At 61.4% G+C, this 18,371-nt stretch carries 15 protein-coding genes and 2 pseudogenes; 10 read left to right on the top strand and 7 right to left on the bottom strand.

Annotation, left to right across the window (positions count from 1 at the left end; genetic code table 11):
• Window positions 1-87 precede the first annotated feature (87 nt).
• Both V5G24_RS05575 and V5G24_RS05570 read left to right on the top strand, forming a co-directional pair.
• Entirely contained in the window at window positions 88-1,056 is a 969-nt protein-coding gene (locus V5G24_RS05575; protein ID WP_394085915.1) for an AraC family transcriptional regulator, read from the top strand.
• Window positions 1,053-2,078: an SDR family oxidoreductase gene (locus tag V5G24_RS05570; protein WP_394085914.1), complete on the top strand. Its 1,026-nt coding sequence runs from the start codon at window positions 1,053-1,055 to the stop codon at window positions 2,076-2,078. The genes V5G24_RS05575 and V5G24_RS05570 overlap by 4 nt, the downstream gene beginning before the upstream one ends.
• 28 nt (window positions 2,079-2,106) lie before the next feature.
• Here V5G24_RS05570 and V5G24_RS05565 read toward each other — a convergent pair whose 3' ends face one another.
• The 3 genes from V5G24_RS05565 to V5G24_RS05555 all read right to left on the bottom strand — a co-directional run bounded on the left by V5G24_RS05565 (window position 2,107) and on the right by V5G24_RS05555 (window position 4,105).
• Window positions 2,107-2,442, bottom strand: a complete 336-nt coding sequence (locus V5G24_RS05565) for an Atu4866 domain-containing protein (RefSeq protein ID WP_394085976.1) — start codon at window positions 2,440-2,442, stop codon at window positions 2,107-2,109.
• Between the two features lie 133 nt (window positions 2,443-2,575).
• Window positions 2,576-3,127, bottom strand: coding sequence for a nuclear transport factor 2 family protein (locus tag V5G24_RS05560; RefSeq protein WP_394085913.1), 552 nt, complete (start codon window positions 3,125-3,127; stop codon window positions 2,576-2,578).
• Window positions 3,128-3,169: 42 nt separating this feature from the next.
• A complete protein-coding gene (locus tag V5G24_RS05555) occupies window positions 3,170-4,105 on the bottom strand; it encodes an aldo/keto reductase (protein ID WP_394085975.1) in 936 nt (311 codons plus the stop codon).
• 219 nt (window positions 4,106-4,324) lie between these two features.
• Here V5G24_RS05555 and V5G24_RS05550 point away from each other — a divergent pair.
• Window positions 4,325-5,214, top strand: a pseudogene (locus V5G24_RS05550) (LysR family transcriptional regulator).
• A 1,204-nt stretch (window positions 5,215-6,418) separates the two neighbouring features.
• Here the strand turns inward: V5G24_RS05550 and V5G24_RS05545 are convergent.
• Complete coding sequence (locus tag V5G24_RS05545) at window positions 6,419-7,429, bottom strand: AraC family transcriptional regulator (RefSeq protein ID WP_394085912.1); 1,011 nt, start codon at window positions 7,427-7,429, stop codon at window positions 6,419-6,421.
• A 60-nt stretch (window positions 7,430-7,489) separates the two neighbouring features.
• Here V5G24_RS05545 and V5G24_RS05540 point away from each other — a divergent pair, with 60 nt between their 5' ends.
• A complete protein-coding gene (locus tag V5G24_RS05540; protein WP_394085911.1) occupies window positions 7,490-8,551 on the top strand; it encodes an aldo/keto reductase in 1,062 nt (353 codons plus the stop codon).
• Between the two features lie 51 nt (window positions 8,552-8,602).
• Entirely contained in the window at window positions 8,603-9,616 is a 1,014-nt protein-coding gene (locus V5G24_RS05535) for an SDR family NAD(P)-dependent oxidoreductase (protein WP_394085910.1), read from the top strand.
• 238 nt (window positions 9,617-9,854) lie between these two features.
• Here V5G24_RS05535 and V5G24_RS05530 read toward each other — a convergent pair whose 3' ends face one another.
• A complete protein-coding gene (locus V5G24_RS05530) occupies window positions 9,855-9,944 on the bottom strand; it encodes an NAD(P)-binding protein (protein WP_394085909.1) in 90 nt (29 codons plus the stop codon).
• A 644-nt stretch (window positions 9,945-10,588) separates the two neighbouring features.
• Between V5G24_RS05530 and V5G24_RS05525 the strand changes: the two genes are divergently transcribed.
• Window positions 10,589-11,185: an NAD(P)H-dependent oxidoreductase gene (locus V5G24_RS05525; RefSeq protein WP_394085908.1), complete on the top strand. Its 597-nt coding sequence runs from the start codon at window positions 10,589-10,591 to the stop codon at window positions 11,183-11,185.
• A 58-nt stretch (window positions 11,186-11,243) separates the two neighbouring features.
• Here the strand turns inward: V5G24_RS05525 and V5G24_RS05520 are convergent.
• A pseudogene (locus V5G24_RS05520) lies at window positions 11,244-11,983 on the bottom strand (helix-turn-helix domain-containing protein); the annotation flags it as partial.
• Between the two features lie 238 nt (window positions 11,984-12,221).
• Here V5G24_RS05520 and V5G24_RS05515 point away from each other — a divergent pair.
• Entirely contained in the window at window positions 12,222-12,842 is a 621-nt protein-coding gene (locus V5G24_RS05515; protein ID WP_394085907.1) for a sensor histidine kinase, read from the top strand.
• Window positions 12,843-13,008: 166 nt separating this feature from the next.
• Here V5G24_RS05515 and V5G24_RS05510 read toward each other — a convergent pair whose 3' ends face one another.
• Complete coding sequence (locus V5G24_RS05510; RefSeq protein ID WP_394085906.1) at window positions 13,009-13,986, bottom strand: AraC family transcriptional regulator; 978 nt, start codon at window positions 13,984-13,986, stop codon at window positions 13,009-13,011.
• 505 nt (window positions 13,987-14,491) lie between these two features.
• Here V5G24_RS05510 and V5G24_RS05505 point away from each other — a divergent pair.
• The 3 genes from V5G24_RS05505 to V5G24_RS05495 all read left to right on the top strand — a co-directional run bounded on the left by V5G24_RS05505 (window position 14,492) and on the right by V5G24_RS05495 (window position 18,353).
• Entirely contained in the window at window positions 14,492-15,865 is a 1,374-nt protein-coding gene (locus V5G24_RS05505; protein WP_394085905.1) for a cytochrome ubiquinol oxidase subunit I, read from the top strand.
• A 2-nt stretch (window positions 15,866-15,867) separates the two neighbouring features.
• A complete protein-coding gene (gene cydB, locus V5G24_RS05500; RefSeq protein ID WP_394085904.1) occupies window positions 15,868-16,941 on the top strand; it encodes a cytochrome d ubiquinol oxidase subunit II in 1,074 nt (357 codons plus the stop codon).
• Between the two features lie 365 nt (window positions 16,942-17,306).
• Complete coding sequence (locus V5G24_RS05495; RefSeq protein WP_394085903.1) at window positions 17,307-18,353, top strand: alpha/beta hydrolase; 1,047 nt, start codon at window positions 17,307-17,309, stop codon at window positions 18,351-18,353.
• The last annotated feature ends 18 nt before the right edge of the window (window positions 18,354-18,371 follow it).

The raw sequence follows: 18,371 nt of genomic DNA, 5'->3' as shown, positions 1-18,371 counted from the left end.
GGCGCGATCGGATTTGTTGCGATTGCCCGGCACGCCTATGTTCCGTCCATGCGAAGCCCCCATACCTTTTCGCTGCCGACCGGCGTCTTGTCGACGCTCGGCATGCCGATTGAGCGGCTGTGCGCCCGTGCGGGCGTGTCGATGTCGAATGCGTGGGTGACGGACGAATTCTTCCAGATCTGGGCGGCGGCCGAGGAGGAGTTTCCTGACCCCCGCGCAGGCATTCGCTTTGGTGACGAAGGGATCGCGCGTGGCTACGGCGTCGGGTCGATCGTCGCCTTGCACGCGCCCGACTTTCGCAACGCGCTCGCTGCGCTCTCCCGGTACAAAAGCCTGACCTGCCCCGAATTCGTAGAGGTCGAGGTAAAAGGCGGCGAAGCCGTCGTCCGATATCGCTGGCTCCAGGCGACCGGACCGGTGCCACGCCTGCTGGTCGATATGACCATGGCCTCGCTGAACCAGCTCGCCCGGCGGGGCACCGGCGGGAAGGCCAGGCCGATCCGGCTCGAACTAACGCGGCGCGCGACCGACGAGGGGCTCCTGCGTCGCCACTTCGGTTGCCCGATCGTTTTCCGGGCCGCGAGTGACGCAATGGTGTTCGATCCCGCAGCGCTCGACGTTCCGTTTCTCACCGCGGACGGCGGCGCCTTCGCGCATGTGCTGGAGGGCCTGGAGCAGCGAATCCGTGAAGGAGAGGGCTTTCCCGCTTTTGTGGGACAGGTATGCGTCGCCATCGCACGGCAATTGAGCGAGGGATGCGGACCGAGTGTCGCGGCGGTGGCGAAGCGCCTCAATCTCAGCGACCGCACGCTTCAACGCCGGCTCCATGAGCTCGGGACCAGCTTTCAAGGGCAGCTCGCGGGCGTCAGGCGGACCACAGCAAACCGGCTGCTCGCCACCACCGAGCTCGATGCGGTGGCCATTTCCATGCTGGTTGGCTTCGCCGAGCCCAATTCATTTGTTCGGGCCTTCCGCCGCTGGGAGCGGACAACCCCGACACGCTGGCGCGACCGACTGGCCGACGATCATCGCGTTCACAAAGGCAACCCGTCATGAATCAGCAGCGCGTTCTTGTCACCGGCGGTTCCGGCTTCATCGCCGGGCATTGTATCCTCAAGCTTCTGGAGCAAGGCCATCTCGTCCGCTCCACCATCCGGTCGCTGGACAAGGAAGCGGCGGCGCGTGGCGTCCTCAAGGACGCGGGCATGGTTCATTCCGACGGGCTGAGCTTCGTCGCGGCCGATCTCCTCTGCGACCAGGGCTGGGCGGAGGCCGTCGCCGGCATGGATGTCGTCCTGCATGTCGCCTCGCCGGTCCAGCCCGGGCGGGTCGCGAACGAGGAGGATGTGATCGTCCCCGCGCGCGAAGGCACGCTGCGCGTGCTGCGCGCGGCCCGCGACGCGGGGGTAAAGCGGGTTGTTCTTACCTCCGCATTCCACGCCGTGAGCTGGGGGCACCCGCATAACGACCATGTGTTCACCGAAGCCGACTGGACGATTCTCGATGGGCCCGGCGTCGATGCCTACGGCAAGAGCAAGACCCTTGCCGAACGCGCGGCCTGGGATTTCATCGCCGCCGAGGACGGCGGCCTGGAACTGACGACGATGTTGCCGGTAGCGGTCATGGGGCCGGTGATGGGCAAGGAGATTTCCGGGGCGAACCACATCGTCCAGCGCATGCTCGACGGCGCGATGCCGGTGGTCCCGAACCTCTTCATACCCGTGGTCGATGTCCGCGACGTGGCCAGCGCGCATGTCATGGCGATGACCAACCCGGCTGCGGCCGGTGAGCGGTTCCTGCTGTCGAACGGCCGAGCGCTCAACCTGAAGGAAATCGGCGCCACTATCAGGGCCGCGCTTGGCGATGCAGCCAAGCGGGTCCCGACGCGGGCGCTCCCCGACTTCGTGGTCCGCATCGCCGCCCGCTTCAACAGCGAGATGCGTCCTTTCGTTGCCGACCTTGGCTACGCCAAGAAGACATCGAATGAGAAAGCTCAGGACGTGCTCGGCTGGACCCCGCGCGAGCCCCGCGCGGCGATCGTTGCGGCGGCGACTTCTCTGGTCGGGAGGACCCGATAGGCCGCCCAATCGGGCCAGCGACGCGGCGTCAGGGCTTTGCCGTTGAATCCGCTCGACGGCGCAATATCATGCCGCCGTGATGCAAGGTGTCGAGGTCCACGAAGTCGCCGTCGGCGGTGAAGCCCTTGTCGTCCCAATATTCGATATGCGTGCCGGCGACTTCATAACGGCCTTCATAGGCGCGCTCGCGTGTGCCGCGCGCCTCGACATAGCGACCATTGGGCAGGAGTTCGTGGCGGACACGACCATCGTCGGTCACCCACATGCCGGCATAGGGATGGTTCGCTTGCAATGTGGTTTCCTCAGCTTGTACGGACTGGCTCAAGAGTGTGGCGGTCATCAGGACTGCAAATGCGTGTCGCATCATCGGGCTCCCAAAAGGCGGCTGTGGTAGTGGGCCGCGCCGAACGCCGAACGGGGTGCCGCCGGGGTTTCGAGGCCGGTTGACCCGCGCGCGGCGCGCGAGGCTGGCCGTGGAACGGCCGCGCGACCTCCGGCTATTGCGCGCGCGGCTCGTTGTTTTCGACGACCTGCTGGTAGGCGACGAGATCCAGAAACGCCTCTGCCTCGATGACCAAGCCGTCCTTCATCCGGAACATCCAGAGGAACTGGTTGCGATACGGTGCGCCCGAGGTTGTCGTCGCCGAACCGTCGAAGCGGATGAGAACCGTGTCTCCGACGGCATAGATACTGCGCACCTCCGGTACGACCGGGGTGGCGAGACGGCTTGTCAGGGGGCGCGACGCCCGTTCGACAAAGTCGTCCTGGCTGCGGTACGTGCCCGCCACCGGGCCAGAGCCGTGGATCGTCCAGACGACATCGGGGGCGAGCAGCGCGGCAAAGACGTAGGTGCCTTCACGCCATTTCTCGAAAGCATCGTGGACGATGGCCTTGTTTCGTCCTTCGACGGCAGTGTCATGGATCTCCGCGCCGGGGTCGGATCCTGTGATCTTGGCATGTGCCGGCGCGATGACGGCCAGGAATGCCGAGGCGATAAGCAGCCTGGGGCCCGCGCCTGCAAGGCGGGAACGCAATGAAAAGAGGGTCATGGGATCGTTCCTTTCGTTTGCATGCGGGAGGCGATTGGTCTTTCAGCTGCGGCGAGCCACGGAAGCGCCGCCGAAGATGAGCTGCTGAACCAAGGGGCGTTCCACGAAGCGGGCCGGGAATATCGGATCGGGTTCGCTGACCCGGTTCAGGCGATCGAGTTGCTCTGGCGACAGCGTCACTTCGAGAGCGTCCAGATTTTCCTCCGCCTGGGCGAGGGTTCGGGCGCCCATGATGGGCGACACGACCGTCGGGTTCGCGAGCGTCCACGCCAGTGCGATCTGGGACGGCGTCGATCCCACTTCCTCGGCCACCTCGCGAACTTCCTGCGCTATCTCGATCGAGCGCTCGGTGAGATGCCCCGATGAAGCGATGACGCCCTTGCGGCTGGGGGACACCGCGGTATCGCGTGAATCCCAGACATCCGCCTTGGAGTATTTGCCGGCCAGCACGCCGCCACCCAGCGGCGACCAGGGGAGTACGCCGAGCCCCATCGTTGCGGCCATCGGCATGAGCTCATGCTCGACGGTGGGCTCCACCAGGCTGTATTCGATCTGGAGCGCGACGAAGGGCGACCATCCCCGCTTGGCGGCGAGTGCCTGCATTTCGGCGATCCGCCAGGCAGGCGTATTGCAGATGCCGAGATAGAGGATCTTGCCGGACCGGACGAGGTCGTCGAGGGCCCGCATCACTTCTTCCGGCGGGGTCGTCATGTCCCATCCGTGGAGGTAGAAGAGATCGATCCGGTCGGTGACGAGCTGCCTCAGACTTTGCTCGACAGACCGCACCATGTTGAGGCGATGGTTGCCGCCCGAATTGGGATTGCCGGGCTCGCGGGCCATCGTAAACTTCGTCGCGAGAACGAGCCGCTCCCTCTTGTCGCCGACGAATTCCCCGAGGAAGCGTTCGGCCGCCCCGTTGGTGTAGTTCACCGAGGTATCGATGAAATTGCCGCCTCGATCGATGTAGAGATCGAAGATGCGGCGGGCCTCGTTACTATCCGCACCCCAGCCCCAATCCGATCCAAACTCATGGTGCCCAGGCTCAACGGCGAAACACGCAAACCCGAGCGTCCCAGCAACCTGTAGTCAGTAAGCGTCATTTTGGGTCCCTCTGAATTCGCTGATCGAAAACTAGGGGCCGTCAGCCCACCGGACAACTTGCCCAATGATAACTGCGCTGGTAAATTCAGCTTACCAATGGCTATCGATCTCACTGGAATCTCTGTCTTTCTGGCCGTCGCGGAGAGGCGAAGCTTCCGCGCGGCCGCCGAGCACCTGGGCGTGACGCGGCCGGCGGTAAGCCAGACCATCCGTCGCCTCGAGGATCGCCTTGGCGTCGCGCTGATCCAGCGCACGACGCGTAGCGTCAGCCTGACCGAAGTCGGTGAGCAGCTTTTCCAGCGCGTGGCGCCGGCCATCGCCGAGGTCGGCCTGGCCCTGGACGCCGCAGCGGATCAGGACAGCGCGCCGAGCGGCCTTTTGCGGCTGGCGGTGTCATCGATCGCGGAACGTTTCATCTCAGGGCCACTGCTGGCCGGCTTCGCTGACGCCAATCCGGCTGTTCAGATCGACGTGACCGTCACGGATGAGGAATTCGACATCGTGGCGGAGGGATATGATGCGGGGGTGCGGCTTGGCGAAGTGATCGACCAGGACATGATCGCCATCCCGGTGTCGGGCGAGCAGCGCCAGACCGTGGTCGCCGCACCTGCCTATATCGAGCGGTTCGGCAAGCCTTCGCATCCGTCCGAGCTGGCGCAGCATCGCTGCATCGGCTGGCGTCCCGCGCCGCAGACAGCGCCTTACCGCTGGGAGTTCGGCGAAGAAGGGCGTGAGTACGACGTCGCCGTCGATCCAGAGATCACCACCAATGACATGTGGCTGATGATCCGCACCGCCTGCGCGGGCGGAGGCATAACTTTCGGCATGGAGAGACCTTCAGGCCCTATGTCTCATCCGGCCAGTTGGTGCCTCTTCTCGAAGACTTTTGCCCGCCATTTGCGGGCTTCTTTCTGTATTTCCCCAACCGGCGGAATCTTGCCCCGAAGCTTCGGGCCCTGGTCGACCACGTAAAGCGGTGGCGATAGCGCCAAGGATCTACCGGGGCGGCTCTGGCCTATTGCCGCAAGCGTCGGGACTGTTGAAGAACGGCCCACCGCGACAAGGTGCCCCGGTCGCGAGCGCGGATCCCCAGGTGCCGCAGTTCACCAAGTCGCAGCCTGTTGGGAATCATGCTGCCTTCTTTTTGGCTTCGCGCACCGACGGAGACAGATACTACTCGGAACTTCCTGATATTCTGACTGTAAGCTAAGTTTGCTTCGGTCAGTGACGGTAGGGCTTCCTTGTTTACCCGTTAGCCGTATCCAGCTTCGCCCAGTACCCCACTTTCTGGTGTCGGAATTTGGTGGCGATCACAGATCTTCTTCAACGCCGTACACGTACACCATAGTCTGCGGCAAATTTAGTCATGGGTTTGAACCAAACCTGCTCGCAGAGCTCTTCCCGAGAAACTGTCTTCACCCTCTCAACCTCTATCGTACACGCAATGTGCTAGATCCCAACGATCCGGGATCAAGATGGGAGCATTGATATTGCCAGTTTTGGCGGTACTTTATCCGTGCGTCAGATTCGACGTTTGCGATCTGTGCCTCTCTGCGAAGTGGCCAATAGATGCCGATAGTTCACAGAATTTTTCCAGCTAGGTTCGCCTCTGAAAAGCCAGCAAAATCAAAGGGCTAGGTTTTTGACGGTACAGTTCACGGTATGCTCAGCCGCTAAAGTTATTTTTCAAACATATCAGATGCTTGGGGCGGAAAAAAATATTCGAGTGGAAGTAGGGGGATGCGATGCCCTGGAGGGGTCCGGAGGGAAATGGCTTAGGAAAGATATAGGGCTACAGGATAGCTCATTGATCATTCGTCCTCCATTGTTGACTGCAAATCGGATTGCGTTAAGCCGTTGATTTCCACTGATGGTCACTCATCGGTCCAATTATAGCGGACCGATTTGACGGCGCTTCCGACAGTCTCATGCAAAGATCTTGCCCGCGTTTTGAAAAGGCCGTCAGACACGAGTGCTGCCTGTGACGTTCTTTTGGCCACGGAACCCAAGCTATCGCGGCCTACTTGCGTGCCACCGCCGCAGCGCCGTCTCCACCGACTGACGGATCGCGAGATAGAACCCGGCCATTTCCTCCAGACGATTCTGCACCCTTCCAAAAGTGACGGCGATTGCTCCACACAAGATCCCCCGCGTTCTCCCGCAACCGATGAAGCATTGGGCCACAGAAACCTATTCGGCTTCGACCGCGCGGCGGTCCACCTTGCGTCGGCGTTCGGCATAGGTCTGCATCGCCTCCTTTCGGAAGCGGCCTGGCGACACGCCGGTCGCCCGGCTGAAAGCGTTGCTAAAGGCGCTCTCGGACCCATATCCGAGTGACCAGGCGATATCGGCAACGGAGTGATCTGTCTCGCTCAGCTCTCTTTCGGCCAGGCGCATCCGCCAGTTGAGCACGTAGGTCAAAGGCGGGATGCCAACGACATCGCGAAACTGTACCGCGAAGGATGTCCGCGACATTCCGGACAGCCTCGCCAGTTCCTCTAAATTCCACGCATGCGACGGTTGAGCATGTATTTCTCGGAGCGCGATAGAGATGCGCCTGTCGTCAAGCGCGATGAGCCACCCAGATTTGTCCGATTTCGTGGATTCGATGTGCAGCCGTAAAGCCTCCACGAACAGCAGCTTTGCCAAGTGCATGATCGCAGTCGTCGAACCGGCGCGTTTGCGCTGCGTCTCCTCTGCCAATTCTGTAAGGATCCAGCGAAGCTTGGCGGCTTCGCTTCTCTGACCGTTGGCATGTACCAGCGGAGGGAGACTTTCCCGCAAAAAGCCGCATCGCTGCTCGTTGACCTCCAGCAGCCCTCCGATCATCATGAAATCGGAGCCGTCCCCGGCGCGCAGGTTGCCGTCTGCATCCCGTTCAAGCGGTGTGGAAAGAGCATTCGCCAGCCATTCCGCAGCGCTGGCGAGGATGACACCTGGGGCTCCGTTCGTGATTACGACGTCGCCGGCCTCGAAGCGAGCCGGAACGGCCGGGCTGCCTTCGGTCGACAGCCAGCACGTCCCTCGGACAACGGCAAGAAACTTGATCGCGTCCGAGCGCTTGAATTTTCGCGCCCATCCGCCTCCGGCAATGAGCGTGCCGGTCAGCACGCAGCGAGCATCGGCGAGATCAAGGACATCTGAGAGCGGGTCGGTGCGCATAATTGTACTATCTCGCATGAATCTCGCACGATCAATCATTCATCATTCAAAGCGGACGTCTTATCAAGGAGCAACCCTCGCCAACCAAAGGAGTCCTGCATGCCTCTTAACCATTTCATCACGCTGGGCCGGTCGGGCTTGCGCGTAAGTCCGCTGTGCCTCGGCTCCATGACATTCGGCGAAGACGCCGGCTGGGGTGCGAGCGAAGAAGTCTCGCATGAGATGATGTCTACCTATCTCGATCGCGGCGGCAACTTCATCGATACGGCGAATATCTACACCGGCGGGCATTCCGAGACGATCGTCGGCGACTACCTTCGGCAGCGGGATGTTCGCCGCGACGGGATCGTGCTGAGCACGAAGTTCTACTGCAATCTATTTCCCGGAGACCCCAACGGCGGCGGCGCGGGGCGCAAGGCGCTCATCCAGCAATGCGAGGCCTCGCTGAAGCGTCTGCAGACCGACTACATCGACATTTACTGGCTCCACAACTGGGATCAAACCGCGCCCGTCGAGGAGACGCTTCGCGGTCTCGACGATCTCGTGACGGCGGGCAAGATTCGCTACGTGGGATTCTCTGACATTCCCGCCTGGAAGACGGCTGAAGCTCAGACGATAGCCCACTTCCGCGGTTGGGCGCCGATCATCGCGCTGCAACTCGAATATTCGTTGCTTGAGCGCACAAGCGAGGGGGAACTCTTTCCGATGGCTCAAGCGCTGGGAATGGGCATCATGCCCTGGTCACCTTTGAAGAGCGGGTTCCTGAGCGGCAAGTTCAAACGCGGGAACGGCGGCGATGTCGATACCAAGCGCACGGGCTTGGTGGGCGTCCCAAGCGAAGCCGACTACGACGTCATTGAGGCGGTCGCGGCCGTCGCTTCGGAAGCGGGCGTTAGTTCAGCGTCGGTCGCGCTGGCCTGGGTCCGGTCGCGGCCCGGAGTGAGTTCCACGCTTATCGGCGCGAGGCGTGTCGATCAGCTCCTCGCCAACCTCGATTCCATCGACCTCACGCTGTCGGCGGAGCAGATCAAGAAGCTCGACGATGTCTCCAAGCCGAAGCTGAACTTTCCGGCCGAGAATAACGCAACGCTCGCTCCGATGCTCGGCTTTCCCGGCATGACGGTGGATGGGCGAACCGCGCCGGCACCATCGGGTCTTTAGGCTTAACCGCAACAAGCTGGCCCACGGCTTCATGAAAACGGAGATCTAGCAATGACCACAGCACAGGCACCGATCGGCAGCGGGTTTGGCCGGGCTTCGACGACCGTGGACGTTATCAAGGGCGTCAACCTCGTAGGTCGTGTGGCGATCGTGACGGGCGGCTATTCGGGCCTTGGGCTTGAAACGGCGCGCACGCTCGCTTCCGCCGGCGCGCGGGTGATCGTGCCGGCGCGTGACGTCGAGCGCGCGCGCAAGGCCATCGCCGAAGCAGGCGGCGGCATGGAGGTTCAATCGATGGACCTCACCGATCCCCACTCGATTGATCGCTTCGCACGCGACTTCGTTGAATCGGGTCTGCCGCTTCACCTGCTCATCAACAACGCCGGCATCATGGCGCTCCCCGAGTTGAAGCGCGATGCGCATGGCAATGAGCTGCAGTTGTCCACCAACCACCTTGGCCATTTTCGACTGACCCTGCGGCTCTGGCCGGCACTTCAGCGGGCCGGTGGCGCGCGCGTCGTCTCGGTCTCGTCCGCCGGACACCGCTTCTCGCCGGTCGTTTTCGACGACATCAATTTCGAGCGCCGCGCCTATGAGCCTTTCAAGGCCTATGGTCAGTCGAAGACGGCCAACATCCTCTTCGCGGTCGCCCTCGACCGGCGCGGCAAGGAAGTGGGCATCCGCGCGTTCGCGCTCCATCCCGGCGGGATCGCAGGAACCAATCTCGGTTCGCACGTCGGGGTGGAAATGCTGAAAAAGACCGGGTTCGTCGATGAGAATGATCGGCCGGTCGTCGATCTGAGTCGCGACCTGAAATCGGTGCCGCAGGGAGCGGCCACCCACGTCTGGTGCGCGGTCAGCCCGCAGCTTGACGGCAAAGGCGGTGTGTACTGCGCCGATTCCGACATCACGCCCGTGCTGCCGGAGGGCGGTTCCGTCAATCTGGGCAGCGAAGATCGGGCCAATCGCCTGACCGGCGTCGAAGCCTATGCGATCGACCCGGACGCGGCCGAAAAGCTTTGGCGCAGAAGCGAGGAGATTACCGGTATCTCAGTCCAAAGCTGAGGTGCCCGCAATGCGGAACTGAAGACTTTGAGGCTGACAGTCTTTTTTCAGTCAGGCTGGCAAACCCGCCCTGGCTAAAGATTCTGCAATTCGGCCGATCGACGTCGACGCCGCACACTTCCTGCCATTGCGCGTGCAAGGTGCCGTCCGGATTGGAGCCAAGCAGCCGGTACAGGCAGGTCTCGAAGGTGTAATCGCCCCGTTTCCAACTGGTCGCCAGTCCACCTGGACTATCGTGCTATTCGAGAAGCTCGACCTCATAGCCACATTTTCGAGCGTAGACTGCTGCACACAACCCGGCGATACCACCGCCAATGATAACGATCATGCGACTTTGACTCGTCATGGCGAGCCCATCTGATTGTAGTAAAGCGAGTATCAACAGCATCAGAGGCGCATGGCGTATTTGATCCGAGTCATAAGGCGGCGTGCGAAAGCACGACAAATTTTGTCCGTCGTGACGGAACTGATCACGTGTGATTCCGCTGTGGACTGCGTGTGCCGGGTCATTTCTGAAGGCCTGACCCAGAAATCGCACCAGAACGACGCCAGCCTCGTTCGGCGTTTTCTGCGGAGCGGGTCCGGCGAAGATTGATCAAGGCCGCTTCTGGTGGCTCGATCAAAAATTATAACCAACGGCGCACTCCCGAGAGATTGCGGTGTTGCGATCACAGAGCGGGTGCCGTCGATGCGCCAATCCGTGTCCTTGAGGTTGAGGTGATCACGAGAAAGGCATTGGTCGTCTGCGGCATCCTTGCTTCGCTGCTGTACGCTCATCGCGAATGCTCTCGGCGGCGTGGCATGGCCGGATGACGCGTCGCAAAGTGTCGGCGAACTGATGGCTGTGACCGCCAGCGTGCCGAAGCTTGCGCGGCATATCGAAGCCGTGATCAAAGCGGGCGGCTAATGCACGCCGTTCCGTAAGACCCCCTCTGTTCGATCCCCGTGCGGCAATCCGCCGAGTGAGCTGCAATGAAAGTGCTCCTTCTAAATGCGCATCCGGACGTGGGCAGCTTCTCAGACGCTCTGGCGGCGGCATACGATGGCGGCGCTAGGGCCGGCGGTCACGAAATCAAAAGCATCGCCCTCCGCGACCTGAAGTTTGATCTGGTGCTGAGGGCCGGCTTTCATAACCAGAAGTCGCTCGAGCCTGACACCATTGGGCAGCAGGCGCTGATCCAATGGTGCGAGCACCTTGTCATCGTCTCGCCAAACTGGTGGTGGGCAGGGCCCACCTTGCTCAAGGGATATGTCGATCGTGTATTTCTGCTGGACTTCGCGATGCGCTACCACACACGTTTTCCCTACCTTCAGTCGCTGCTGAAGGGGCGTTCTGCGCGTGTGATCTACACGCGCAGAACTCACCACGAATCCTCGGCGTGTTGTTCCGCGGCGACCTGTTCTGGCGCTGGATTTCCAGCTGCGTCCTCGGGCACTGCGGCTTTCGCCCTGTACGGCGACTTGCGCTGTATAGCGCGATGGACGCACCTCCAGATCTCAGGGCCGAGTTCGTCGAGGCGGCACGTGCGCTTGGCCGCCGCGCCGCCTGAGCCGTGGAAGCCAGAGTAGCGCCTAAACGCCAGCGATGAGCCGACTCTAGCCCTATCGCGAAGGTCGGCTGTGGAGAAGCAGCAATGATCGCTTCGGGGTCGGCCCGCAGACGAAGGGCTTGGGCGTTTGGTTACGCTCTCCGATAAAGCGGTTGATGGCGGCCTGGAGATCGACGACAGACCGGAACACCCCGTGTTTGAGGCGCCCGCGCGTCAGGATGGCGAAGAAGCCCTCGACCACGTTCAGCCATGAGCTGGACGTCGGCGTGAAATGGAAGGTCCAGCGCGGGTGGCGGTCGAGCCAAGCCCGCACCTTCTCGTGGTTGTGGGCGGCATAGTTGTCGAGAATGACAGCGTGGTGGTGCCATGGCGTTTGTAGGTCATGGTGGCGCCGCGCCCTTTCTTCAGCGGCAGGCCCGGCTGGGTGCGGTCGAGCGCCGGGATCTGCGACTTCTCGTCGAGGCTCAGCACCAGGGCATGGGCCGGCGGGCTGACGTAGAGCCCGACGACATCGTTGAGCTTATCGGCAAAGGCCGGATCGTTGGAGAGCCTGAACTGCCGCCAGCGTTGCGGGGCCAGACCATGGGCCTTCCAGATCTTCTGCACCGTGGAGACGGCCAGCCCCGCGACCTTGGCCATGGCCCGCGCGTCCAGTGGGTGGCAGCGGCTTCAGCGTCAGCGCGACCACGGCCGCAGCCTTATCGTCGGCCACGGGCGGTTGGCCCGGCGGCCGCGTCTTGTCGCGCAGCAGCCCTTCGACACCCTCTTCCATGAAGCGCGCCTGCCAGCGCCAGGAAGTGGTCTTCGCCGTGCCGGTCGGTCAAGCTGGGGAAGCACATTCCGGCCGACGCCGAGCGTGCCAAGGAGGAAGGTTGGTAGCGAAAGCGCGATCGGGCGGTGGGAGAAGTTGAGCCAAAGCCAACACGCAGCAAAATCAGGGGGCGAACAAGACAGGAAGCGGAAAAAACGAGCAGCAAACTGATATCGATCGATTTCCAAATTTGCTGTGATAGTGCGAACGGCTGGAAGCCCATGTCAAATTCGGGAGAGTGGCAATGAACGTGCTCGTGAAACCGACTTTGCCCGATGCAAGCCTGCTCATGCGCGAAATTACGCATCGCATCAGCAACGAGTTCGCCTCGGCGGTCTACATAGTTTCGCTCGCGGCCTCGCGCAGCGGCGACCAACAAGTGCAGAGCGCGCTCGGCAACGTCCAGCAGCACCTCGAGCATTACGCCCGCGTCCATCGGGCGCTGCAGATGCCGGATCTCGGCACGACCGTCGATGTCGCTGACTACCTTTGCCGCCTGTGCCATGCGGTCAGCCGCTCGAAACTGGACAGCCTGAATATCAAGATCGTGATTGCCGCCCAGCCGATGGCGCTGGCGTCGGAGCGCTGCTGGATGCTTGGCATGATCGTGAACGAGCTCATCACCAATGCTGTGCGTCATGCCTTCAGCGGCCAGGGCGGGACGATTCGCGTCGGTCTGATCGAGAAGGAGGGCGTCGCCTTGTGCATCGTGACCGACAACGGCCGGAATTCGGGCAAGTCGCGCTCGCAAGGTGGGTTGAAGATCATTAGCTCGCTGGCGGAGAGCCTGAACGGTAATTTTTCCTGGAAATTTGGAGCGCAGGGCTCGGCGTCGATCGTGGTCTTTCCCGTCCACAGTAATTAATTGATTAGCCGCGACGCCATTTGAAACCTTGCTGCATCAGGCGACCCATTCAAGAATTTTGCTACAACCATACGTCCGCACACTGCGACAATCCGCGCGAGTGCGGTCTTGCGGAGCGCAAGGCGTCCAGCGCTCCCGCTCTCGATGGAGTGGCAAAAGCCGGCCGTCAGGCCAGATTCCTGAACCGTGCCGGCGTCGTACCGACTTCGCGACGGAAGTGCGTCGTCAGATGGCTCTGGTTGCCGAAGCCGGCGGCGAGGGCGATTTCAGCGATCGACATTTTGCTCTCAGTCAGCAGCCGCTTGGCTTGTTCGATCCGCTGCCGGATTATATATCGGTGCGCGCCAATGCCGGTCGATGCGCGGAAGGCGCGCGAGAAGTGCGAGGCGCTCACATCGGCGATGGCAGCGAGGTCCGCCAACGTTATATTGTTGGAGAGATTGGCTTCGATGTAGTTCTTTACTAGGCGTAAGCGTCGCGGCGCGAGACCGCTACTGATGCGCATAGGTTCCCGTCTGGTACAGATCCGCAACGAGCGCACCGCGATTTCGCAGCACAGGCTTTCCACAAACAGGCGGCTGAGCGGCCCCGGCTGATCGAGCTCACTCTGCAGCACTCGCATCTGCCCGGCGATCACGCCGTCATTGAGGTTCTGCCGATAGGGCAAATCCAGCGTGTCAAAGTCGACCGTGTTGTCACACTCGCAATCGAGCATTTGCGGATCGAGCGTCAGCAGCAAGTGCCGAAATTTCGATGGGTAATCGGCAAAGCCTTCAAGGCGCCGCCTTGCCGGAACGAACATGACCTGGCCCACCGTGCTGCCCGTCACGTCTTGATTGCCGTCGTCGTATTTCAGGGTCGCGGATGTGTTAGCGCCCTCGACGTGCAGCGCGATCGTGTGCCGAGTCAAGCAGTGTGCAAATTTCGTCAACTCGGCGCGCGGTTGGCGATCAACCAGCACGGCTCTGCCGCCGGCCCATTCTTCGGAGCGCTTCACGAGCACATCGGCGTCGAAAATCCGCAGTTCGTTGACCGCCAGCGGGTTTGTCTCGGTGGGCCGAGTCGCGCTGCGACAAGAAGATGTCCGCTGTGTTCCCAGATATGGCGTGTCGCCGGCATCTGAATATTCGTGTTCCGGTTTCAAAGTCTCATTCCTGATGGTGCGAGGACTGCGCGGTGTTGCCTGGAGCGTAGCTATTTGTCCGCTTCGCCATGCAAAGGCTCATTGGCTTTCGGAGATTGCAGCCTATGCGGCGAGGAAAGCCGTCGCTTCTGTCAAATGACCGGTCAGATGACGAAGCCGCTCAGAAATATTGACCTTTAGCCTGCACAAGCGTCGCCTGCGGGGCGTGAGCAGGCGTGATTCCTATTCTTGGAATAACCTGTGCAGGTGGTCGCCGGCCGCGCGACGAGAACAGCGCGGCTATTCCAGTAAAAATGCGGCTCAAACGAAGTGGCCAGAATGGTTCTCCGCGCTGGTCGCAAAGCCGAACTCCGCCGCGAATTCGGGATCGTATGCGCGCCCCCATCGCTCGACTTCTCACGAATCGCCGAAACAATGAGCAAAAATCAAAAAGAACCGCGATCGACATGCGGATTAAATCGCGCCGCGTCCTCGGTGGCGCCTCATTTGGAGGCTCGTAATAATAATGGACGCCGCGACTCTATCTCGCCTGCAATTTGCGTTCACCGTCGGGTACCATATCTTGTGGCCGACGCTGACCATCGGGCTCTCGGCGTTCGTTACTTGGATGAGTATTCTATGGTGGTGGACCGAAAGGTCAGTTTATCGCGAACTTATGCGTTTCTGGATGCGGCTGTTTGCACTTGGCTTCGGCATGGGCGTCATCACCGGTGTGGTGATGAGCTATGAGATCGGCACTAACTGGGCCGGTTTTTCTAAAGCGGTCGGCAATGTGCTCGGGCCGTTGTTCATGTACGAAGCGGCGACCGCTTTCTTTCTCGAGTCGGGCTTCGTTGGTATCATGCTTTACGGCGAGGGCCGCGTCTCGCGCGGGCTGCACCTGTTCGCTTGTATTATGGTCACCGCCGGTTCGCTCGCCAGCACGTTCTGGATTCTCGCTGCCAATTCCTGGATGCAGACGCCGGCCGGGGCGGTGGCGGACGCCAACGGCATTTTCCATGTGGTGGATTGGTGGCAGGTCGTGTTCAGCCCGTCCTTTCCGTACCGGTTGATGCACATGGTTTGCGCGAGCTTCATCACCGGCGCCTTTGTGGTCGGCGGTGTGTCGGCCTTTCAGCTGCTGCGCGGCCGCTTTGTCGAAAGCTCGCGTGTTGGGTTGTCGATGGCGATGTGGGCGGCGCTCTTGCTGGTACCGCTGCAATTCGTTCTGGGCGATCTGCACGGACTCAACACCGGGAAGCACCAGCCGACCAAGCTCGCGGCCATGGAGGGCTTGTGGAATACGCAAGGCGACGTGCCGGCGGCGATCTTCGCCTGGCCGGACGACACGGCGGAAAAGAATCTCTACGAGATCAGTATCCCGCACCTCGGCAGTCTTTATCTCACGCACAGTTGGGACGGCACCGTACAGGGCCTCAAGGCCGTGCCGCCGCGGGACCGGCCATACGTACCGGTCGTATTCTTTGCCTTCCGCGCGATGGTCGGCATCGGGCTGCTGTTGCTCGTCCTTGCCATCACCGGCGCGGTCCTGCGTTGGCGCGGACGCCTTTACGACACGCGCTGGTTCCAGTATCTGGCGGTCGCGGCGACGCCACTCGGTTTTGTCGGCGTGCTTGCCGGCTGGGCGGTGACCGAGACGGGTCGTCAGCCCTTCGTAGTTTACGGCCAGTTGCGCACTGCGGCTGCTGCCTCTCCGGTCGTACCGTATGCGGTCGCAACGTCGCTCGCCGGCTTCCTGATTATCTATCTCATGCTATTCGCGGGCTTCCTCTATTTCGCCTCTCGCCAGGTGCTGAAGGGGCCACCGACGGCGGTCTATGCGCCCGAGACAAGTGCGGCACCACACATGACTCCGGTGCCGACTCCAGCGGAGCGATGATTATGGATATGCCCTTCCTCTTCGCTTGTGCTGCCGCTTTCGGCATCATTATCTACGTGCTCGCGGATGGTCTCGATCTCGGCATTGGCATTCTGTTCCTACTGTCGCCACGGGACGGCGACCGTGACCTGATGATGGCGAGCATTGAGCCGGTCTGGGATGGCAACGAGACTTGGCTGGTATTCGGCGGGACGTTCCTCTTTGCGGCGTTTCCGCCAGCCTATTATATTCTCTTGCCGGCTTTCTACGTGCCGATCATCCTGATGCTGTTTGCGCTGATCTTTCGTGGCATTGCCTTCACCTTCCGCGCCCATGCCCGCGGCTCACGCGGCGCCTGGGACTTCGCTTTCTTCGGCGGTTCGATCATTGCGACCTTCGCACAAGGGCTGGTGCTTGGCGGCTTCATCGGCGGCATCAACGTTGAAAACGGCGTGTTCGCCGGGAGCGCTCTCAGCTTTCTCAGCCCGCTTGGCGTGCTGTGTGGCCTCGGCCTTATCGGCGGCTACACGCTGATGGGCGCAGGTTGGCTCGTCTGGAAAACGGTAGGCCAGACGCAAGCCTTTGCCCGCAGCGCCGGCAAGGTGGCAGTTGCTCTGACCGCGATCATGATGGCGGTTGTGAGCATCTGGACCGCTCTTAGCCAGCCCGCAGTCGTGGAGCGCTGGTTCTCGTTCCCGAACATCGCCTGGCTTGCGCCGATCCCGGTCGTCGCCGCCGCGGCCCTTATGACGGCGTGGCATTCGCTACGCACCGGGCGCTGCGTCGAATTCGAGGTCTTTGCCTTGTCGATCATTATCTTTCTTTGCGGCTTTCTCGGCCTTTGTGTCAGCCTATGGCCCTACGTGGTGCCGCGGCAGATCACGATCTGGGACGGTGCCGCCGACCCGCAGACGCTTGCCTTTGTCGGCATTGGATTGTGCTTCGTAATTCCCATTGTCCTTGCCTATCAGTTCAACGCCTATTGGGTATTTCGCGGGAAGACCAGTCTCGACGCATTCGAGGGTGACGCTGACGAAGTGCCCACCATTTGGGCCAGGCGGGAGTCCGATCCTCACAAGGAGCCGCATCTCCCGTAGAGTTGTATCGGGCGCGAAGTCCGCTCCCAGTCTCCGCCATGCGTGACGGAATATTGGAAATAAGAGACGGGTTTATATCGGCTGATGCCCTAATTTTTTCTCCTTCGGCCACAGTCGATTTCCGATTCGGAAAGCACCTCCGTCCGGCGACGAGCCCCGGAAGATTTTCTGCGGCACAGGCGCTGACGCAGCGGCAAGACTCTATTCCAAAATTCGCAAATGCCAGATCTTATCGATAAGCGCGTGTCCAAGAGCATCACGGTCGTTCTAAACAAGAACCAGCGCTAAAGGAAAATACCAAAGCACTATCTCAGTGTATTCGTCGTGGCAGCCTTAATCCGGGGCAACACAAGGAGAACGAGTTCATGAGTTTGTCCAAGACACTCGCTCTGCTGGTCACAGGGCTGACGCTGATGGCGCAACAGGCCGTCGCCGGGCCGAACCCTGCAACCGACGACCGCATCGATCCCCAGGTGCGTGCTTTCCTCAACGAGATCAACAAAGACAGCACACCGTTCTGGCGGCTTCCGCAGCCCAAGCCACAGGAGATCTTCACCGCTCTGCAGAACAAGACGCAGGTCGACATGTCTGGCGTGACAGTCACCGACCGGACGATCAATCAGGACGGCCAGGAGGTGAAGCTTTACATCATGACGCCGGAGCACCCGGCGGCAAAGCCGGGCGTGGTGCTGTTCATCCACGGCGGCGTCTGGATTATCGGCAATTTCGCCAATCACAAGCGCCTGTTGCGTGACCTCGTCGTCGAGTCGGGCCAGGTCGGCGTTTTCGTCGAGTACACGCCGCTGCCGGAGGCGCGCTACCCCACGCAGATGGACCAAGCCTATGCCGCACTGAAATGGATTGCCGCGCATGGCAACGAAATCGGAGCCGACGGTAGCCGCATCGCGGTCGCTGGCAATTCGGTGGGCGGTGACATGACGGCGGCGCTTGCGTTGATGGCCAAGGACCGTAAGGGACCGAAGATTAGCTATCAGGTACTGATGATCCCGGCGACCGATGCCAGCGTCGATACGGCGTCCTATCGCGATTTCGGTACCGGCCGTTTCCTCACCCGCGCCTTCATGGCCTATGGCTGGAATCTCTACGCGCCGGACGAGAAGACCAAAAACCTCCCCTATGTCTCGCCGCTACGCGCCAGCAAGGAGGAGCTGAAAGGCCTGCCGCCCGCGATTGTCGTCACCTCGGAGAACGATCCCCTGCGCGACGAGGGCGAGGCTTACGCCCGCAAGATGAAGGACGCAGGCGTTGAAGTCACCGCGGTGCGCTACAACGGCATGATCCACGACTTCGTGGCTTTGAACGCGCTGCGCAGCCTGCCGGAAGTCAAGGCGGCCTTACAGCAGATCAGCGATGGCATTCGCAGCCATCTCACGCCGGCCGCCACGCAGTAAGCGCCGTTCCCGAATCGG

The organism is Roseixanthobacter finlandensis, from assembly GCF_043195105.2.
In the GTDB taxonomy this organism is placed as follows: Bacteria; Pseudomonadota; Alphaproteobacteria; order Rhizobiales; family Xanthobacteraceae; genus NCEH01.
Note: the sequence above shows the minus strand (reverse complement) of the source record. Positions and strands in the feature narration are given on the sequence as shown.

Excerpts from the sequence above, each read along its gene's own strand:
- V5G24_RS05535 (WP_394085910.1), top strand. The coding sequence starts at position 8,603 with ATGACCACAGCACAGGCACCGATCGGCAGCGGGTTTGGCCGGGCTTCG.
- V5G24_RS05560 (WP_394085913.1), bottom strand. The coding sequence starts at position 3,127 with ATGACCCTCTTTTCATTGCGTTCCCGCCTTGCAGGCGCGGGCCCCAGG.
- V5G24_RS05570 (WP_394085914.1), top strand. The coding sequence starts at position 1,053 with ATGAATCAGCAGCGCGTTCTTGTCACCGGCGGTTCCGGCTTCATCGCC.
- V5G24_RS05525 (WP_394085908.1), top strand. The coding sequence starts at position 10,589 with ATGAAAGTGCTCCTTCTAAATGCGCATCCGGACGTGGGCAGCTTCTCA.
- V5G24_RS05495 (WP_394085903.1), top strand. The coding sequence starts at position 17,307 with ATGAGTTTGTCCAAGACACTCGCTCTGCTGGTCACAGGGCTGACGCTG.
- V5G24_RS05545 (WP_394085912.1), bottom strand. The coding sequence starts at position 7,429 with ATGATTGATCGTGCGAGATTCATGCGAGATAGTACAATTATGCGCACC.
- V5G24_RS05505 (WP_394085905.1), top strand. The coding sequence starts at position 14,492 with ATGGACGCCGCGACTCTATCTCGCCTGCAATTTGCGTTCACCGTCGGG.
- V5G24_RS05515 (WP_394085907.1), top strand. The coding sequence starts at position 12,222 with ATGAACGTGCTCGTGAAACCGACTTTGCCCGATGCAAGCCTGCTCATG.
- V5G24_RS05540 (WP_394085911.1), top strand. The coding sequence starts at position 7,490 with ATGCCTCTTAACCATTTCATCACGCTGGGCCGGTCGGGCTTGCGCGTA.
- cydB (WP_394085904.1), top strand. The coding sequence starts at position 15,868 with ATGGATATGCCCTTCCTCTTCGCTTGTGCTGCCGCTTTCGGCATCATT.
- V5G24_RS05565 (WP_394085976.1), bottom strand. The coding sequence starts at position 2,442 with ATGCGACACGCATTTGCAGTCCTGATGACCGCCACACTCTTGAGCCAG.
- V5G24_RS05530 (WP_394085909.1), bottom strand. The coding sequence starts at position 9,944 with ATGATCGTTATCATTGGCGGTGGTATCGCCGGGTTGTGTGCAGCAGTC.